Origin of the sequence: Mesorhizobium sp. KR1-2 (assembly GCF_040045035.1) — a bacterium.
Classification (GTDB): Bacteria; Pseudomonadota; Alphaproteobacteria; order Rhizobiales; family Rhizobiaceae; genus Pseudaminobacter.
Genome location: NZ_JBDZDS010000014.1, coordinates 43384 through 61082 on the forward strand (window position 1 = coordinate 43384; position 17699 = coordinate 61082).

Consider the following 17699-nt stretch of genomic DNA (forward strand, 5'->3'; position numbering starts at 1 on the left):
CGCTCATTGCCGCCCAGCAGCGGACGGCCCGGAACCGGCCCTTTGTCAGACATGCTGACGGCTTCAGTGAAGATCTGAGGCAATCTCGTAAATCTTGGGCACCAATCGCCCGTGGATGATCTGGACCATTGCCAAGGTGATGGGCAGCCTGAACCTGCGCGGGCCTGCACTGCCCGGGTTGAGATAAATAACGTCATCGCGGCTCTCGATACTGGCACGATGAGAATGACCAGAAATCACGAGATTGATGCCCATCCTGGCTGGAGCAAACGTCATATCCTTTCGGTCGTGGATCACGAATATCTTCTGCCCGAACAGCGTCACTTGAAGGGTATCTGGAAACATAGACGCCCACGGCTCGACATCGACATTGCCGCGAATTGCCGAGACTGGCGCAACACGTTCCAAACTCTCGATGATGGTGGGGTTTCCAATGTCGCCCGCATGGACGATGTGGTCGACGCCTTGGAGAAGCGCAACAGCGTCCTCACGCAGAAGGCCGTGAGTATCTGAGATCACGCCGAGAATGTTCATAGAGCCCAGAACTATCAGTCCTCGCTGGCACTGGCGAGAATGCTGACTTCGGAGTCGTTGGTCTGCGCTTGGAGACCCAGAACGAGGACTACGTCAAGAGTACGCCAATTAGAATCAGACCCTCGGCCGCTCGCTTCCTTCTAGATATGGAATGGCGCTACGGCGACAATTGACAGCAGCTTCCTGGCTGGACGTCCAATATCAGAAACTGCGATTGGGTTGCGACCCAACAGCCCCTCTCAAATTGTTGGCCCGCGACCCGCAGCATCCCTATCTAGCTGGTATCCTGAACAAGCCCCGAGATGTCATGCGCAGTCCCCGGTTCCAACACACTTATGCCGCCGACCTCCCCGAACGGCTTTACGCCCGTCCGGATCCATCCTCGGTTTCGACACCGCGTCTGCTTGAACTGAATGAAACACTGGCGACGGAACTAGGCCTCGACATCGGCTGGTTGCGTAGTCCTGACGGTATCGAAATGCTGGCCGGAAACCGCTTCCCCGCTGACGTGCGCCCCATCGCCCAGGCCTATGCGGGTCACCAGTTCGGCAACTTCGTGCCGCAGCTTGGCGACGGTCGTGCCGTCCTCGTCGGAGAGTTGCTCGATACCAGCGGCCAATTGCGCGACGTTCAATTGAAGGGCTCCGGTCCGACCCGGTTTTCCCGCAATGGCGATGGGCGCGCAGCGCTCGGACCGATGATGCGCGAGTACATCGTCAGCGAGGCGATGCACGCACTCGGGATCCCAACCACCCGAACCCTATCGCTGGTTGCCACTGGCGAGCACGTCTACCGCGAGACCAGGCTTCCCGGAGCGCTGATAGCGCGCGTTGCCGCCAGCCACATCCGCGTCGGCACGTTCCAGTACCTTGCCGTACGGGAAGACATCGACGGCCTGAGGGCGTTGGCGGACTACGCAATTGCGCGGCACTATCCGCATCTCGCCGAAGTCCCCCGTCGCTACCTTGGGTTCCTCAACGCCGTTGTAGCAGCGCAGGCGAAGCTGGTGGCACAATGGATGCTGGTCGGCTTTATCCATGGCGTCCTCAATACCGACAACGTAGCAATTTCTGGCGAGACGATCGATTATGGTCCATGTGCGTTCATGGACGCCTATCATCCGGCGACTGTGTTCAGTTCCATCGACCATCAAGGCCGCTACGCGTTTGCAAACCAGCCCCGCATCACCGTCTGGAACCTGGCGCGACTGGCCGAAGCGCTGCTGCCCATTCTGGGAAGCGAAGCAGGCGGAGACGATGAAGGCTTTGAGCAGGCGAAAGCGGCGATCGGATTGTTCCAGGCACGCTACGAGGCTGCGTTTCATGAAGGCATCCGCCACAAGATCGGGCTGTTTACCGAACGGCCGGGCGACCTTGATCTTGCCGCCGAACTGCTTGACCTGATGGCGCGCAACGGGGCGGATTTCACCCTTACATTTCGCGATCTCGCTCATGAGGTCGACGGCTCCGGCCCAGTACGCAACCACTTCATCGACCCTACTGCTTTCGATAGCTGGGCTTCGCGCTGGCGTGAACGGCTGGCTCGCGAGCCGGAGAATGCAGCCGACCGGACTGCTCGGATGCGCACGGTGAACCCGAAGTACATAGCCCGCAATCACCGTGTCGAAGCTGCCATCGCCGCCACCACCGATGAAGGCGACTTTGGCCCTTTCCAGAGCTTGCTCGCTGTCCTGGCGCGTCCGTTCGACGAGCAGCCCGAGATGGAGGAATACGCGCAGCCACCAGCAGACGAAGAGCGCGTCCTGCAGACATTCTGCGGTACGTAATTGCTACTACGGTACAGGTGCCGAATGAGATCGGTTGCTGTCTGATCGTTTAACCATGCATGGTTCGGCGAGAATGGGGTGGGGGAGCGGAATGGCAGCTATTGCTGTCTGTGGGGGCGGAAGCCGTCTCTGGGATCGCCGCGCTTTTTTGCCGGCAGCTATCCCACATCAGAGGCTCGAAACCGGACTGTCTGCTGCCGGCCCCCAAGCTGTAGTGTTGGCTTTTGTCCGTTTCTCTGTCGGCCAATCAAGGCCGAGGAGAACTGACATGGGTTACTCTCAATACGATGACGCTATTCGAGGTCGCGCTCGCCGCCATCATGCGGCGAGTCAGGACCTCGCCGAACGCAGAACGCCCTATGCAGCGCATTTTGGATCCGCGTGACTAGACTGACTGAGCATAAGTTGCAAAATCACCAAACTCGGGAACTCCAATCAAAGAAGTCCGGCTGTGTCGCAACTGTCTATGCTGAATCTGGTGGCCGGACGCTATTTCATGGAGGTGGCTCGCGCCCAGTCTATCCGCCAGGCAGCCGACCGGTTGCAAGTGGCACCTTCGGCAATCAGTCGCCAGATCAGCAAGCTGGAGCATGACCTTGGAATTCGGCTGGTGGAGCGCCGCTCCGGGGGTGTCGTGCTGACAGAGGCCGGGCACATTCTGCTCAGCCATCTGGAAGAGATCTTCGACAGAGTCGACAGAATTGAAGGCGAAATTGCCGACCTCCAAGGGCTGAAGGGCGGATCCGTTTCTATCGCGACCGTCGAAGGCATCACCCGGCCGTTTCTCTCCGACCAGATCGCTTCGTTCCGACAGACACACGGTGCTGTGAACTTCAGGGTGCGGGTCAGGGGGCGTATGCGGGTGCTGGAGGCGCTCGAACAGCATGTCTGCCAAATCGGCTTCCTCTACGATCATTTTTCGCATCCAATGATCGAAATCGTCGGTTCATGGCGCCAGTCACTGCTGGCTCTTGCCTCGCCTGATCATCCCTTTGCCGATGGGCGGGAAGTCACACTCACCGATCTGGCCGACATGCCATGCGTGCTGCCTGACGATACATTCGGTATCCATCACCTGGTCAAGCGTGCCTTCGCCCGCATCGGTCGGCGGCCCAACGCCGCCCTGGTTGCCGACCAATTCCACTTCCTCGCCTATCACGCCAGTTGCACGGGCGCGGTTATCTATCTTCCCCTGCAGGCGGCCTTGAATGAAGTGAGGGCGGGGCTACTGGTCCCTATCAACCTGAAATGTCCAGAGTTCGAACACCGGCATATTCACGCCGTAGTTCGCCGCAACCAGCAGCTTCCGCCCGCAGCGTCCACCTTTCTGAGCTCTATCGTCGACGCCTTCGCGGTTGGCGAGAGGGCCGACGCCGAGTTGATGGCCAGCTTGTCGGCTGCTTATTCGTAGATCTCGATCGTCAGTTCTGCCTCGACCGGCGCATTGAAACCCAGCTCGTGCTGAGTCAAGGCGGCACGGGCGTGTTTGCCGCGTTCCTCCCCCCACAGTGCCACATAGAGATCTGAAGCACCGTTGAGAACCAGATGCGGAAGCTGGAAACCAGGGCCACAGGTTATGTAGCCGACCATTTTGACGATCCGCTTCACGCGATCCAGATCGCCGAGCACGGCCTTCATCATGGCCAGATGGTTAATGGCCATCAGCCGGGCCGAGGCGTAGCCCTGCTCGATGGTCAGATCGGTCCCGATCTTGCCGGCATAGGGCAGAACATCTTCGTCATTCTCGTCCGGCTGGGTGCCGAGCGTCCCGGCCAGGTAGAGAATGTTGCCCACCACCACGCCTGGAACATAGTTGCCGACAGCCTTGGGTGGCCTCGGAAGGACGATTCCCAATTCCTTCAGCCGCCTCTCCGTTTCATGCGCCATATCTGATCTCCTGAGGTTTCGGCGCCGACCCTAATTGGAAAGAACGGGCAATCGAGCGCAAATGAGGGCAACGGACTTTTGCCTTCCCGGCAACACGCAGCGTAGCCGAGCGCCTACCAGGGCAGTCACATCCATCAAATTCGATAGCGATATCAAACGGATATTGCTTTGAAGAGCAGCCATCCGAGTGGAGCCCTCCAGCACGGGGGTTCCAGTCTCGCGGCACAAAGGCGTTGCCGTCCCGCACCCGTCTGGTCTTAGTCGTCGCAACGACGAATTTGGGAGGTATGGATGTTGTACGCCGACAGGTCGCTGCGCCAGATCGCAGGCGATTTGAGGGAAGGTCACCTTACCGCGCGGGCGCTAATGGAGGAAGCGACCGCGCGCTATCGGTCGACCGAGGCAAGGTTGAATGCCTACAAGACCTGGGCAGGCGAGCGCGCGATGGTCCATGCCGGAGCGGTCGACACTCTGCTCGCGAGCGGTGTCGACCTCGGCCCGCTCATGGGCATTCCGGTTTCGGTGAAGGACCTTTTCGGGGTTCCGGGACTGCCGGTATTCGCGGGAACGGACACTGCCTTTCCCGAAAGCTGGGCACGCTCCGGCCCGCTGGTGCAGCGGCTGCTCGGCCAGTTGGGCGTGGTAACAGGCAAGACCCATACGGTCGAGTTTGCCTTCGGCGGTTTGGGCGTCAACGCCCACTGGGGCGCGCCGGTCAATCCATGGTCGGCTCCCGGAGCGCCGCGCGCGCCCGGCGGCTCCAGTTCGGGGGCCGGCGTTTCGCTGGCACAGGGATCGGCGCTGGTGGCGCTGGGCACCGATACCGCCGGTTCTGTCCGTATCCCCGCTTCGTTGACCGGTCAGGTCGCGCTCAAGAACACCCATGGGCGCTGGTCGAACCAGGGGATAGTTCCCTTGTCTCCATCGCTCGATACGCCCGGCATATTGTGTCGAACGGTTGAAGATCTGGCCTATGCCTTCGCCGCGCTCGACGGTGAATCCGATGAGTCCATCCAGGCTTGCCCGCTCGCCGGCTTGCGTATAGGCGTGCCCCAAAATTTCTTCTGGGACGAGGTCGAGCCGTCGATTGCGGATGTCACTGAAATCGCCTTGCGCAAGCTCGAGGCGCAGGGCGCGCGGCTGGTACCGCTCGAACTGCCAGGTTGCGACGAGGTGATCGCAGTGTTCCAACTCGGCGGGCTGGGCAGCCTCGAACTGCGTGATTTCCTGAACCGCAATTTTCCCGAGCGAATCGCCCGACTGGACCCGGTTGTCCGCATGCGCGTGGAAGGCGCCGAAAGCGTCTCCGCGACCGAATATCTGCGCCGGCGCGCCGTGCTGGCGCAAAACGGTCTTCTTGCAAGGCAGGCCCTGGAACAGTGCGACGTGCTTGCCACGCCGACAGTGGCGATCAGCGCACCGCTGCTGTCGGAGCTGGAGGATACCGAATCCTATCGCAGGGCCAACATGATGGTGCTGCGCAACACCGCTATCGCCAACCTCTTCGGCTGGTGTGCCATGAGCCTTCCCATTGGCCTCGACGCCCACGCCATGCCGGTCGGCCTCCAACTGATTGGGCCGCCCATGCAGGAGCGGGACCTGCTCGCAGCCGGCCTCGCCGTCGAGGCTGCGCTGGGCAAAGCGACGGACATCCTCGGGTCCCTGCCCCTTTCAAATTGAAACCGCCCAATCCATTCATGATTCAAAGAGGAGAAGAACCATGACAATGCATAAGTTCAAATTGTCGGCTGCGACCGCCATGGCCGTCTGCTTCGGCGCGATCGGAGCCATGGCCGCCGACTTCGACTTCACCTTCGCCCACGTGCTGACGGAAAACACTCCGAACGCAAGAGCCGCCGTTGTCTTCAAGGAAGAGGTGGAGAAGAACTCCGACGGCCGCATCCAGATCAACATTCGCCCGGCCGCCCAGCTTGGGGGTGACGTCGAGATCATCGAACAGACCCAGATGGGGCTCGTCCACATCGCCATTCCGCCGACGGGCAATCTCGCGAACTTCAACGAGAAGATGTACCTGATGGACCTGCCGTTCCTGCTCACCGACGACGAGTCGATGAAGCGGGTGCTCGACGGCGAGGTCGGCCGTGAGCTGCTCGATTCTCTCGAGCCGAACAATCTGAAGGGCATTGCCATGTGGGGTGCCGGCTTCCGGCACATGACCAACAATGTGCGCCCGATCGAGAGCCCGGATGACCTCAAGGGCATCAAGATGCGCACGCTGCAGGCCCCGACCATCCTGTCCACCTATCGCGCCTATGGGGCGAACCCGACCGCGATGGCCTACACCGAGGTCTATAACGGTCTTCAGCAGGGCGTTGTCGAGGGGCAGGAGAATCCCTTCGCCAACATCTATTCCATGAAGTTCTACGAAGTTCAGAAAAACATGACGCTGACTGCCCACACCTATCACACCTATGCGGCGATCATGAACAAGCAGGCGTGGGACAGTCTGCCGGATGACCTGAAGAAAGTGGTCGAGGACGCCATGGTCGTGGGCCGCGACGCGGCGCGCCAATACACGCTCGAGGACGAGGCCAAGATCCTGGAAGAGATCAAGGGATTGATTGATATTCGCGAGCTTTCGTCGGAAGGGCGTGAAGCCTTCATCGAGCGGTCGAAGCCGATCTATGAGGAGTTCCGCCCCAAGGTGACGCCGGAACTTCTGGACAAGGCCATCGCCGCGGCCAAGGGCTGACGGTTTCGGGGGCCGGAAATCATGATCGAGGCATCGAACCGGATCGTGGACTGGATCGAAAACGGTCTGGTCACAGTCCTGGTACTCACGGCAACCATCGTCGCCATCATCCAAGTGGTGGCGCGGTATGTCTTCAACAACTCTATCTACTGGTCGGAGGAATTGATCCTGTATTCCCTGATCACCATGAGTTTCCTGACCATGGGAATGGGAGTCCGCTATGCCGCGCACATCAGCGTCGATGCCGCCTACGCCTTTTCCGGCCCCCGTTTGTCGCACGCCCTGCGTATCGGGTCCGTTTGCCTCGGCCTGATCTTCGCCAGCGTGCTGATCTATTACGGCAGCCGCTTGTCGATAAACACGCTGCGCATGGGGCAACTCTCGCCCGCCATGCGCGTGCCGGTCGGCTACATCTATCTGGTCATACCGGCTTCGGGCGTGTTCATGATGCTGCGTTACCTGCTGGTGCTCGCCAATCTTCTCGCCGGGCGGGACTATGTCCCGCCGCAGGCCGACATCATGAACACCTGACGGAGAAAGAACCATGGTAGGAACGCTGGTTCCGGCCTTTTTCGGGCTGCTGGTGCTTGGTCTGCCGATTTTTGCGGCGCTCGCCCTCGCGGTCACCTTGATCCTCTATTTTGCGGGCGGGATCGACCCCCTCGTGGTGCCGATGCGCATGTTCTCAGGCATGAACAACTTCTCGCTCATGTCCATTCCGTTCTTCGTGCTGGCCGCCGAACTGATGCGCATCGGCGGCCTGTCGGACCGGCTGATCGACGTGGCGCGGGCGCTCATCGGCTGGCTGCCTGGCGGCCTGGCCGCCGCCACGGTGGTCGCCTGCCTGATGTTCGGCTCCATATCGGGATCCAGTCCCGCCACCGTCGTTGCCATCGGCACGATCATGTATCCGGCCATGGTCAAGGCGGGTTACGATCGCTTCTTCTCGATCGGGCTCGTGACCACCGCCGGCACGCTCGGCCCCATAGTGCCGCCTTCCATCGCGCTCATCATCTATGGTTCCGTCACCGGCACCTCGGTCGGCAAGCTGTTTGCCGCTGGGCTTTTGCCTGCGCTGGTGATCGGTGGGCTGCTGATCGGCTATGCGTGCTGGTATTCCGCCCGCAAGGGCTATCCGCGCGATCCGTTCCCCACCCTGGAGCGCATCGTCACTGCATTCAAGCGAGCGGCATGGGGGCTCGGCCTGCCCGTGATCTTGTTGGGTGGAATCTACACCGGCGTGTTCACCCCGACCGAATCCGCCGCCACCGCCTGCATCTATGGCTGGTTCATCGGGGCTATTGTCTATCGTACCATTTCTGTGCGGGAAACGCTGGTCATCCTGCGCAATACCGGCCTGCTGGCCGGGCCGCTGCTGTTGATCACCGCTGGCGCCTCGGCCTTCTCATGGCTGCTGGCAACGACCGGCGCCCCTTCGCAACTGGCCAGCCAGATCCTGTCGGGCACCGACAATCCGGTCCTGATCGTGGCGTTGTTCAACCTCATCCTGCTGGTGGCGGGTTGCTTCCTCGACAGCGCCTCCGCCATCATCATCCTCGGCCCGCTGATGCAACCCATCGCTCAGCAGGTCGGCGTCGATCCGATCCATTTCGGCATCATCATGCTGGTCAACCTGTCGGTGGGGATGCTCACCCCTCCTGTCGGCCTCAACCTGTTCGTTGCCATGGGCGTCGCCAAAATGACCCTGTTCGAGGTTTTCAGGGCCGCCTTGCCGACGATTTTGCTTATGATGGTGGCCCTGCTTATCGTGTCCTACATTCCAGTCCTCAGCATGCTGCTGCCGAACATCTTGTACTGAGGCTGCAAAGGCCGATCCGCCAAACGGCACCGCGCATCTGCGCGATGCTTCAGACTGCTGACAAACCCCGTCGATTTTCGGCGGGGTTTGTCATTATGGGTCTGAATGGATCAATTTCAGGATGATTTGTTGGGAGCGCGCCTGCCTCAGGCGAGGTAGTGGCTATGGGCTCATCGCCAGGCCCCGGGCGAATTCGACAGCGAATGTCCGGGCTATTGCGGCGCCTACCGCAAGCAGACGGTCGGCTTGCGGCACCCCAACTGCCAGTCAGCAACGCGCCCCATGTCGGCCATAAAGATCAGGTTCGCGGCTTCCTGAGAGCAGACATCGCCGGCGATCACGCTGAAGGTCGCGGTTGCGCCACTTCCGGACATCCGTGGTGCATCTCAACAGCGGACGTTCTTCGTACGACCGGATGCGACCCGTCGCCTCTGCTCAAAGCCTGGGCGATGAAGGTGTTCGAACTCGGTGAAATAGTCGGCGACGCGGCGTTGCCGGCCGCCGCGTCGCCGCCTGCTGGCGGCACCCACCTCGCGCGATCCGCTTACGCTTATCGAGGCCCTTTGAACCGCAGCATAACTCCCCATTGCTATCGCATCAGCATGAGCCCGAGAAATACGGCGGCAAGGGAGCCGGCGACCGACACGAGCACGTAGAGCAATGCCACAACGGGCTGCCCCCGTTCGTAGAGATAAGCTGTATCGAGCGAGAAGGCCGAGAAGGTAGTGTAGCCCCCAAGGACCCCTGTCATGAAAAAAATCCGCCAGGCCTGAGCCGCTTCTCCCTTGGGGGCGAAGTAGGCGGCAAGCAGGCCCATCACGAACGAGCCCACGATGTTGACTGTCAGCGTGCCGACGGGAAAGGCGAGCCCGAAGATACGAACCGCAGCAACGTTGACGCCGTAGCGAAGCGCCGAGCCGATGCCGCCCCCTAGAAAAACGAGAACAGTAGGGAACATCGCAGCACCTGATGGTAGTTGCGGGAGGCTTGCGCTTGAGACGTCATGTCCCGCCAACGGCAACGCTCGGCTCACAACCATCCGGCGTTCTCGCGGCCGCATGCCCATGCTGTACTAGTCAGCGGGCAGGACGCCATCGGAAGCAAATTTGCTCCGGCATCGGTGGGGAACGAGGCGGCCGTACGACGGCAGTCCTGCCCTGCATGGCCATGATAGACCGCCTTGATGGGCGGGACCGGCGGCGCACCAGGCCGTCGGTCGCTGGACTACCGGTGGCCAAAGCTGCTTGTCACGCAACAGTTGCAGAGGCCGGCGCCATGAAGCCGGGACTGTGTCGGCGCGGCAGCCTCGCATTGCCATTGCTGCCGGCTGACCACGCGGGGCTCGTGAGCGCTGCGCTCGTTCCGCTCATGGGCGTAACGGACCAGAGGATTCACGCCCCGGCCCCAGATATAGGGGGCCGAAACTGTCCGTGGAGCCGGACTTCCGCAGAGCGGGCACGCCGCGTCCTCGGCCGCCCGGTCCATGCTGCGCATGTCGGTGAACTCGCCACAGGTCAGACAGGCGAAAGAATAGATTGGCATGGCTGTGATCTCCCGAATGGCTGAGCGCCGCGATCTCATCTGTCAGGTCGGGGGAGGGACCGGGCCGCCTGGCATCAGGCCGCTGAGCAGCAGGTAGCCGGGGATCCATCCGGTGTAGATGCCCTGGAGCATGCATAGAAACCCTGTCGATCGCGTCAGCTGCGTGCGGCCAAGCGCCAGGATCAGGAAGAACAGGAACCAGAGGACGCCCCAGGATAGCCAGGAGATGCCGAACCAGATGTCCCAGGTGGATTTCGCATGCGCGAAGGTGTCCAGGAACACTGGAACCGTCGTGATTGCCACAAACAGGCAGAACCAGCCAAGGCCACGGCCATCCGCTCCGTTCCACCGGTTCCAGGCAACCCAAAAATACGTGAACGAAAAGAGCAGCGTCAGCGCCGCTGCCTTTATCGAGGCTGCGTTTGCGCCCGGCCCGAAGGCAAAATATAGCGCGACAATAAGGGTGAGCCCACCGACGAAGACGTCGATGACTGCAATCTCCCGGTCGCCGATCTTCCCCATGAGCCAGATGCCATTGAGGAAAAGAACTGCTCCCACCCAAAACAGAGCCAATCCGAGGATCATCACACGTTCCTCCCGCTTGATTGAGTGCCGCCCGAGCGCGGATGGCCCGCCTCGGGCGGATAAGTGCCCCTCAAGTGGTTACCGCCACATCGCGCTCTCCGGAAACCTGCCGGGTCGGTCCCGAGGCATTCGGACGAATGTCGAAGTCGAAGATTTCCGTCGGAATGGCGAGGGTGCAGCAGGCATTCGGGATATCCACGATGCCGCTGATGCGGCCCTCCACCGGGGCAGTCCCGAGAAGGACATAGGCCTGCTCGCCCGTGTATCCGAATTTCTTCAGGTACTCGATGGCATTCAGGCAGGCCCGGCGATAGGCAACGTGGGCATCGAGGTAATATTGTTTGCCGGTGGTCTCGTCCACCGAAATGCCCTCGAAAATCAGATACTCGGAAAAGCGCGGTTCGATCGGGCTGGGCTGGAAGATCGGGTTGGTGACGCCATATTTGCGGACGCCATCCTTGATGATGTCGACGCCGATATCGATAAAGCCGGCCATTTCGATGGCGCCGCAGAACGTGATTTCACCGTCACCCTGTGACCAATGGATATCGCCCATCGAGAGTCCGGCGCCCTTCTGATACACGGGGAAGTAGACCCGCGATCCACGCGACAGGTTTTTGATGTCGCAATTGCCGCCGTGCTCCCGGGGAGGAACGGTGCGCCATGCCTCCTTCGCGGCATCCTGAGCCTTCTTGCCCGTCATCTTGCCCATCAGGGCGGTGTCCGCGAACGGCGGAACGGCCAAGGGCGGTACCCGGTTCGGATCGGTGGAGATGAGCTCCGCCTCGCGCTTGTTGGCCCGCTCGAGGAGCTCGCGTGAGGGCAGCGTGCCGATCAGGCCCGGGTGAATGATGCCGGCCCACCGAACCCCCGGCACATGCCGCGAGGTGCAGTATATACCATGGAAGTCCCAAATGGCCTTGCGGGCCTGCGGGTAGTGTTGGGTCAGGAATCCGCCGCCGTTCTCGCGCGCGAATATCCCGGTGAAGCCCCATTGCGAGTCCGGCAAGGCACCGAGATCGAGCAAGTCGACGACGAGGAGATCACCAGGCTCCGCACCCTCCACACCGAAGGGACCGCTCAGATAGTGAACCCTGGTGAGGTCGACGTCGCGAACGTCGTTGGCGCTGTCATTGTTGTCGATCTGGCCGCCTGTCCAATCGTAGCACTCGACCCGGAATTCGTCTCCCGGTCGAAACGTCTCGACCATGGGAATGTCCGAATGCCAGCGATTGTGGGTTTTGAGCTCCGCCTGCTCGGGAGCCTTCGACAGATCGACTTTGAACGCTGTCTTGGGCATGGCTGTTTCCTCCCGTGGGGTTGGCAAAAAATCCGCACTCCGCGACTGTTGCGGAGGAAGGCGCTGGACGAATGGCCGTGTTCTGCCGTGGCTATCGGATCGCCTGCCAGCGGTTCACCGCCTTTTCGTTGATGCAATGCGAGTTTGAACAGGAAAGATGTAACTCATGCCGCCGCCTGTCATCACCTCTCGGGGTGACAAGGCCGAAGTCCGGGTCTGGGAACGAAGGCCGAGGTCATTCGGATCGACCCTGCAAGTCCCAAGCTGTAGTACCGAGCAGCCGCTGCAGATCAGACCACGTCCCCGTTTCGGTCTTGGCGTGAATACGCTTCATATGCGTGCGTGCCGTGTTCTTCGAGATTTGCAGGGCGGCGGCGGCCGCGAGCAGGCTTCGCTCGGTCAGGACCAGTGTGGCAAGCCGCGCCTCTGCCGGGGTCAGACGAAACAGGTGCCGCAGTTGGTTGATCGATGGCGAAGCGGATCGCGAAGGGTCGCGGATGAACACCGCAATCAGAGGTTGGTCCTTGTCGCCCCGGTTCGGCCTCGCTCCGATCGGGCATATCGTCAGCATCAGCGGCTGGCTGCTTGGGCGGCTTACGAACATCTGAACATCTGCGGGTGCGCACCCTCCATCGCTTGCCCGCGCCAGGACGGAGCTCAAATGATTGTTTTCCCTGGGAATAACCGCAGAGAGCCGGCCGGCCACGAGGAGAAGGCCGTCTCGTTCGGAGAGAAGGCACTTGGCAGCGGCATTGTGCATTTGCACGATACCGTATCGGTCGACGACCAGAACAGCCCCGGGGATGCGATCGAGAAGCCGTAGCCGCAGACTTGACTCCTCCATGGTCCGATTGAAAGAGATGGCTAAATCGAAGCTTCGCCGCAGATGAGGAAGGATCGCTGCCAGCAGGGCCCTGCGACTGTCTTCGAATTCCGGCATCCGGTCCTGGCGGAAGGCGATGAGGCAATGAACGACCGAGTCGTCTCGAGCTACGACTCCGATCAGCGCTTGGAATACGCGCTGTGGTCGCAACCACATGCGATAGAACTCCGTCGAAACGAGCTCCCAGGGCGGGACCAGCTCGGCACCCGACGTCACTCCCCCTGGGCCAAGACGGTGCCTGTCTCGCAACCAAACGTTCGACATGGAAAGATAGCGGTTTCGGAAGTCGGGCGTAATGCCGACGGCCTCTTGAATGTCCCCGGTGCCAGTCAGGACACTATGTCGAAAAAGGCCGATCTGACTTGCGTTCAGCTGCATATTGAGACGGCACAACAGGTCGGACCAGGCGCCTTCCCGCACCGCGGCGCCATAGGCAAGGTCGAGCAAAGGGTCGAGATCTAGCACGGTGTCTGACATGCCTTCCTCCGTCACCTGACTGGGTCGACAGGCAAAACCTTCGTTCTTGACGCAATTTCCTCTAGAGCTAACGCGGCAGTTCTACTTGGCCAGCCTTAACTCGACCGGGTATCATCATCGAAGCTCGCGGCGTTGTTTCAAAAATACGCCCTGGCGGCCGGCACACCGTCATCACAACCTTGCTGCCCGCAGCATAAGCGGGCGACCGCCATCGGCGATTATTCGAGCGGACGCGGAGACATCGACGTGCCACAAAGGCAACTGTTCATGTTGCGAACGGGAACCACAACGCAAAGGAACGGCTTGCCGGGATTGAAGAGGAATTCGACTGAAGGCTGGCACTCGCCAAATGACCTTGGGATGCGGCGAGCGGTCGCTTCAATGCGCCATGCTGCAAATTCGACGCAGCTACCTTGCAGCTAGCAATCGATAACTATACCGGAAGAACGGCAGTAAACGGCTTGGCTGCGGTCGTTGAAGCGATGCCAAGTGAACGTCGTTGTCGGGCCATGTGCGTTGGTTGCCTTGAACGGCCGCTTTCGAGAAGCCAGTCCGACTCAGGAGGGGCAGAAAAGGTTCACGTCACTATGATGCTCGGGCTGACCTATAGGTCCGCTTTTTGAGGCTCCGAGTTCCGAAGCTGCCGGACCGCTCTCGGCCCCCGAGCGGTAACGCTGGCGCCTCCGTTTCTCCATTGGCCAATCAAGGCCGAGGAGAACTCACATGGGTCACTCTCAATACGATGATGCTAGCCGTGAGCGCGCCACTTGGAATGCGGGAAAGAAGGTGGGAACCAAGCGTCCGCTTACCCAGAAACAGATCTGGGCTATTCGCTTCTTTCTTGATCGCGAAAGACGCATTCGGGACCGTGCTCTGTTCGATCTGGCTATCGACAGCAAGCTTCGCGGCTGCGACCTGGTCAAGATCAGGATTCGCGATCTAGTCGCCGGGCCGGAAATAAGGACCCGTGCGATCGTCGTTCAGCAAAAGACGGGTCGTCCAGTCCAGTTCGAGATAACCAGCGACGTGAGAGCCAGCCTTCTGGCTTGGCTCGAAAGACGTCGGGGCACCGTCGATGACTATGCATTCCCGAGCCGGATCACTCACTCCCGCCACACGAGCACGAGGCAGTACGCCCGCCTGGTTGACGAGTGGGTGACCGCGATCGGCCTGCGTCCAGAGGAGTATGGCACTCACTCGCTTCGTCGCACGAAGGCATCAATGATCTACAAGGCGACGGGCAATCTCCGCGCCATTCAGATCTTGCTCGGTCACTCCAAGATCGAGAACACCATTCGGTATCTTGGCGTCGATGTAGAGGATGCGTTGCTTTTAGCCGAGCGAACTGAAATCTGACATTGAAGCGGTCACCCGATGCACCACGGATGACCGCTTCGGCCTGTTGGAAAGGTTGGCTCTCCGGTCTGTCCCGGAGTGGAAAGCGGAATGACCGCTTTCGGGCGGGCATAGCAAGCAAGCGGACTTTCGGTCAGCCAACATGACCTACAGCTCTGCGCCTAATATCGGTCGTGAGACCAGCATGGCCTCGGCCGGAAGCAGACATTACGTGTGACCATGCCGAAGGTTGTGGTTTGCGCCGTGAGTGGTCATTCTGCTGAGCAGCGCGGATGGTAGCGACGAAGGTGCCGTATCATCCACCCAAGGCTCAGGATCCAGGCCAGCACGATCGCCACCGCCTGCGTTGGCGAGAAGCCCTCGGTGCCGGTAAGCCAGCGGAGGAAGGGACTCTCACACCATTTTCGGAGTACCTTGAATTTTCGAGCTCTTATCCGTGTTCCCGACACCACCGCTGAACTGCTAGGCAGCGACGCGGACCCATGTCGGTCGTTGAAATCAGCTTCAATGTTTTCTGAAGGCCGACGTTGTTGCTGGCTAGGCTAGATGGCGTTCTGCGCCTGGTCGCTGCTGGAAGCCCGCGCCTACGTACGCGGGCCATCTTTAGGGGGCCGCCCAATCTGAGCACTCAGATGCGAAGCCAGGCGCACCAAGTCAGCCTGCCGCGACACGCCCACTTTGGCAAAGATGTTGCCGAGATGGGTCTTTGCCGTGGTGCGCGCGATGCCGAGGGCAATCGCGCTTGCGGTCAGCGTGTGGCCGGCGAGCAGCATGCCGAGCACCTGAGTTTCGGTGCGAGTGAGGCCAAAGGCAACCCCAAGCACCTCCGCGCCATCGGCACCCGCATCGACGGTGCTGATGAAGACGGCTGCCCGTGCCCGCGGTTCGAGAAGTTTGCGTACCGTGCCCGCAGACAGCGGCAGCACGCTGGCAAGGGCCGGTATCTGGCCAAATTCCGTCAACCGCACCGCCAAGCCGATGCCGCCCATGGCGGGTTCGTTGCCGGCGGCAAGGCTGATCGCCGCATGCAATTCTATCGTCGCCTGCGCGACGCTGGTCTGCAACACGCCCGCCGCGCGGCGAACCGGCGCACCGGCCCGCAGCATGGCCTCGGCAGCGACGTTGACCTGCAATATCCGGGCGCGGCCATCGGTAAGCACCACGCCGGCTTCAAGGGAATCGAACAGCTGTCGCGCCGTGTCGACCTCCAGCGATTTCGCCTCCAGGATGTTGCTGATGGTGACGGCGCGCCGCAGATGCGGCGCTAGCAGTTGTCCCAGCCTGATCTCGCGCTTGGTGATCAACCCGACCGAGCGATGCCGCCCCACGCCGACCTGCGCATGCCGGGTGGGGTTGTGCAGCAGCACCATGCCCATTGAATCGACGATGCCCTGCGGGACGCACCACTCGACCACAAAGGGCGACGACGCGACGATCTCCGGTGGCAGGTCGCGCGAACGAACCTGCGGTTCATCCGGAGAGGAGGGAATGGCCTGTGGCAGCCTCTGCCACATGGCGAATTCCGCCTGATACGTGGCCTGCCTCTCCAGCCAGTGCGCCTCGACCCCTACGCTCTTGGCCAGCAGCACGCGCTTGCCTACCAGGTCGAACAACCCGAGTTGGGCATTGCAGGCGTTCGTCAGGCATCTAATCCGGTCGAGCGTGGCCTCCCAGCCTCCGGGATCGAGGGCGCAGTCATAGATCGCGCCGATCGTCTCGGACAAGTCTTCCTGCGACGGAAATTCACTCATGGTCGCATCCTCAGACACTCGTGAGAAGATCATCTTAGCCCAGCCGTCACAACCTGGGAAACACGTGCCCCGTCGCGCCGCAGTACACACGGACATGAGTTGGATTCGTATCCTCCAGTTGGAGGAAGCGCGGTGGGATGCCGATGTGGGAGTGTCCAATCCGCGAGGCTTCGCGACGAGAGCGAGGGCGTCACGGTCATCCGGTCTGGGACAACGCGCTCGACCTGCCAGCCATGGCTGACGGCATGATGTTGGTATCTTCCACGGAAGACGAAGCCATTGCGGCAATGCAGTTGCTCAACCAAGGCCGCTGGCCTGCTCAGGATGAGAGGCTGCCAGCATGAGGCTGGATGGTGATATGCTCGGATTTCAAGCTGGTCTTGCCTTTGGCTTCGCCTCAATGGCATCTATTGGCCCCAACAACCTGATGATGATGCGGGAAGGGGTGAAGCGCGGCCGCACTGTGATCGTGCCCAGTCTTGTCTGCGCAACGTATGTCGCGCTGATAGTGGCATCACTCGCATTTACAGTAATGGCCGGAAGCATAGACCCGAGCGTTCATGCCGTGCTTCTAGCACTTGGCTTCGCAGCCATCTGCTGGTTCGCGTTCCTTTCGTTTCGTGCTTTCGTCAAGGGGCGGGAGTTCGAAGACGGGGCCGCAGTGCGGGAGAGCGGCTCGTCCTGCATCGTCCGGGTTTTGAGCGTGGTGTGTCTGAACCCGCTCACCTATCTCGAATTGTTCTTTATTCCGGCAGCCTTGCAGCAGTCATTCGACACCGAAACCGAACGGCTGCAATTCGTGACGGCTCTTGTCTTGACAAGCATGCTCACCTGCTATGGCTTTTCGTTTGGCGGTGGGTTCGTCGCCTCGTTCCTCCGAAACAGGACCGGAACCCGGATCTTCGATCTTGTTTCGGGGTTCATCCTCGCGAGCGTAGCTGCCTCTGTTGATTTCCGCCAGGAACTGACCCGGGATTAGCGAATATTTCCATCGAGAAGTGACCCATGTTTGAACCTTGCCCCGCGTGTTTTCAGCGGGGGCTATGGAGTGATCGACATGGCGTTA

At 60.8% G+C, this 17699-nt stretch carries 15 protein-coding genes; 8 read left to right on the top strand and 7 right to left on the bottom strand.

From position 1 onward, the window contains the following. Positions 1–63: 63 nt before the first annotated feature. Positions 64–534, bottom strand: coding sequence for a metallophosphoesterase family protein (locus ABLE85_RS22540; RefSeq protein WP_348794950.1), 471 nt, complete (start codon positions 532–534; stop codon positions 64–66). A 307-nt stretch (positions 535–841) separates the two neighbouring features. Here ABLE85_RS22540 and ABLE85_RS22545 point away from each other — a divergent pair, with 307 nt between their 5' ends. Both ABLE85_RS22545 and ABLE85_RS22550 read left to right on the top strand, forming a co-directional pair. After that, positions 842–2320, top strand: a complete 1479-nt coding sequence (locus ABLE85_RS22545) for a protein adenylyltransferase SelO (RefSeq protein WP_348794965.1) — start codon at positions 842–844, stop codon at positions 2318–2320. 466 nt (positions 2321–2786) lie between these two features. Then, positions 2787–3731 (top strand): LysR family transcriptional regulator, encoded by a 945-nt coding sequence (locus ABLE85_RS22550; RefSeq protein ID WP_348794951.1) that lies wholly within the window; start codon positions 2787–2789, stop codon positions 3729–3731. Here the strand turns inward: ABLE85_RS22550 and ABLE85_RS22555 are convergent. After that, positions 3722–4207, bottom strand: a complete 486-nt coding sequence (locus tag ABLE85_RS22555; RefSeq protein ID WP_348794952.1) for a RidA family protein — start codon at positions 4205–4207, stop codon at positions 3722–3724. The genes ABLE85_RS22550 and ABLE85_RS22555 overlap by 10 nt on opposite strands. 291 nt (positions 4208–4498) lie before the next feature. Between ABLE85_RS22555 and ABLE85_RS22560 the strand changes: the two genes are divergently transcribed. From ABLE85_RS22560 to ABLE85_RS22575, 4 genes are read left to right on the top strand one after another with little or no spacing between them, the layout of a single operon-like run. Beyond that, positions 4499–5887, top strand: coding sequence for an amidase (locus ABLE85_RS22560; RefSeq protein WP_348794953.1), 1389 nt, complete (start codon positions 4499–4501; stop codon positions 5885–5887). Positions 5888–5927: 40 nt separating this feature from the next. Next, the gene (locus ABLE85_RS22565; RefSeq protein ID WP_348794954.1) at positions 5928–6920 is read left to right on the top strand and encodes a TRAP transporter substrate-binding protein; all 993 of its coding nucleotides are present in this window, start codon (positions 5928–5930) and stop codon (positions 6918–6920) included. Between the two features lie 21 nt (positions 6921–6941). Continuing rightward, positions 6942–7451 (top strand): TRAP transporter small permease, encoded by a 510-nt coding sequence (locus ABLE85_RS22570; protein WP_348794955.1) that lies wholly within the window; start codon positions 6942–6944, stop codon positions 7449–7451. 13 nt (positions 7452–7464) lie between these two features. Further along, the gene (locus ABLE85_RS22575; RefSeq protein WP_348794956.1) at positions 7465–8739 is read left to right on the top strand and encodes a TRAP transporter large permease; all 1275 of its coding nucleotides are present in this window, start codon (positions 7465–7467) and stop codon (positions 8737–8739) included. A gap of 589 nt (positions 8740–9328) precedes the next feature. On the opposite strand, the gene crcB is transcribed toward ABLE85_RS22575, so the two are convergent. The 4 genes from crcB to ABLE85_RS22595 all read right to left on the bottom strand — a co-directional run bounded on the left by crcB (position 9329) and on the right by ABLE85_RS22595 (position 13526). Beyond that, positions 9329–9697 carry a fluoride efflux transporter CrcB gene (gene crcB, locus ABLE85_RS22580; RefSeq protein ID WP_348794957.1) on the bottom strand — a complete coding sequence of 123 codons (369 nt, stop codon included), beginning with the start codon at positions 9695–9697 and terminating at the stop codon, positions 9329–9331. A 626-nt stretch (positions 9698–10323) separates the two neighbouring features. After that, positions 10324–10866, bottom strand: a complete 543-nt coding sequence (locus ABLE85_RS22585) for an AmiS/UreI family transporter (RefSeq protein ID WP_348794958.1) — start codon at positions 10864–10866, stop codon at positions 10324–10326. A gap of 70 nt (positions 10867–10936) precedes the next feature. Continuing rightward, the gene (fmdA, locus tag ABLE85_RS22590) at positions 10937–12166 is read right to left on the bottom strand and encodes a formamidase (RefSeq protein ID WP_348794959.1); all 1230 of its coding nucleotides are present in this window, start codon (positions 12164–12166) and stop codon (positions 10937–10939) included. A gap of 235 nt (positions 12167–12401) precedes the next feature. Further along, entirely contained in the window at positions 12402–13526 is a 1125-nt protein-coding gene (locus ABLE85_RS22595) for a hypothetical protein (RefSeq protein WP_348794960.1), read from the bottom strand. A gap of 723 nt (positions 13527–14249) precedes the next feature. Between ABLE85_RS22595 and ABLE85_RS22600 the strand changes: the two genes are divergently transcribed. After that, positions 14250–14882: a tyrosine-type recombinase/integrase gene (locus ABLE85_RS22600; RefSeq protein WP_348794961.1), complete on the top strand. Its 633-nt coding sequence runs from the start codon at positions 14250–14252 to the stop codon at positions 14880–14882. A 584-nt stretch (positions 14883–15466) separates the two neighbouring features. On the opposite strand, the gene ABLE85_RS22605 is transcribed toward ABLE85_RS22600, so the two are convergent. Continuing rightward, positions 15467–16633: a LuxR C-terminal-related transcriptional regulator gene (locus ABLE85_RS22605; protein ID WP_348794962.1), complete on the bottom strand. Its 1167-nt coding sequence runs from the start codon at positions 16631–16633 to the stop codon at positions 15467–15469. Between the two features lie 340 nt (positions 16634–16973). On the opposite strand from ABLE85_RS22605, the gene ABLE85_RS22610 reads away from it, so the two are divergent. Then, on the top strand, positions 16974–17612 hold the full coding sequence (locus ABLE85_RS22610; RefSeq protein WP_348794963.1) for a LysE family transporter: 639 nt from the start codon (positions 16974–16976) through the stop codon (positions 17610–17612). Positions 17613–17699: the final 87 nt, after the last annotated feature.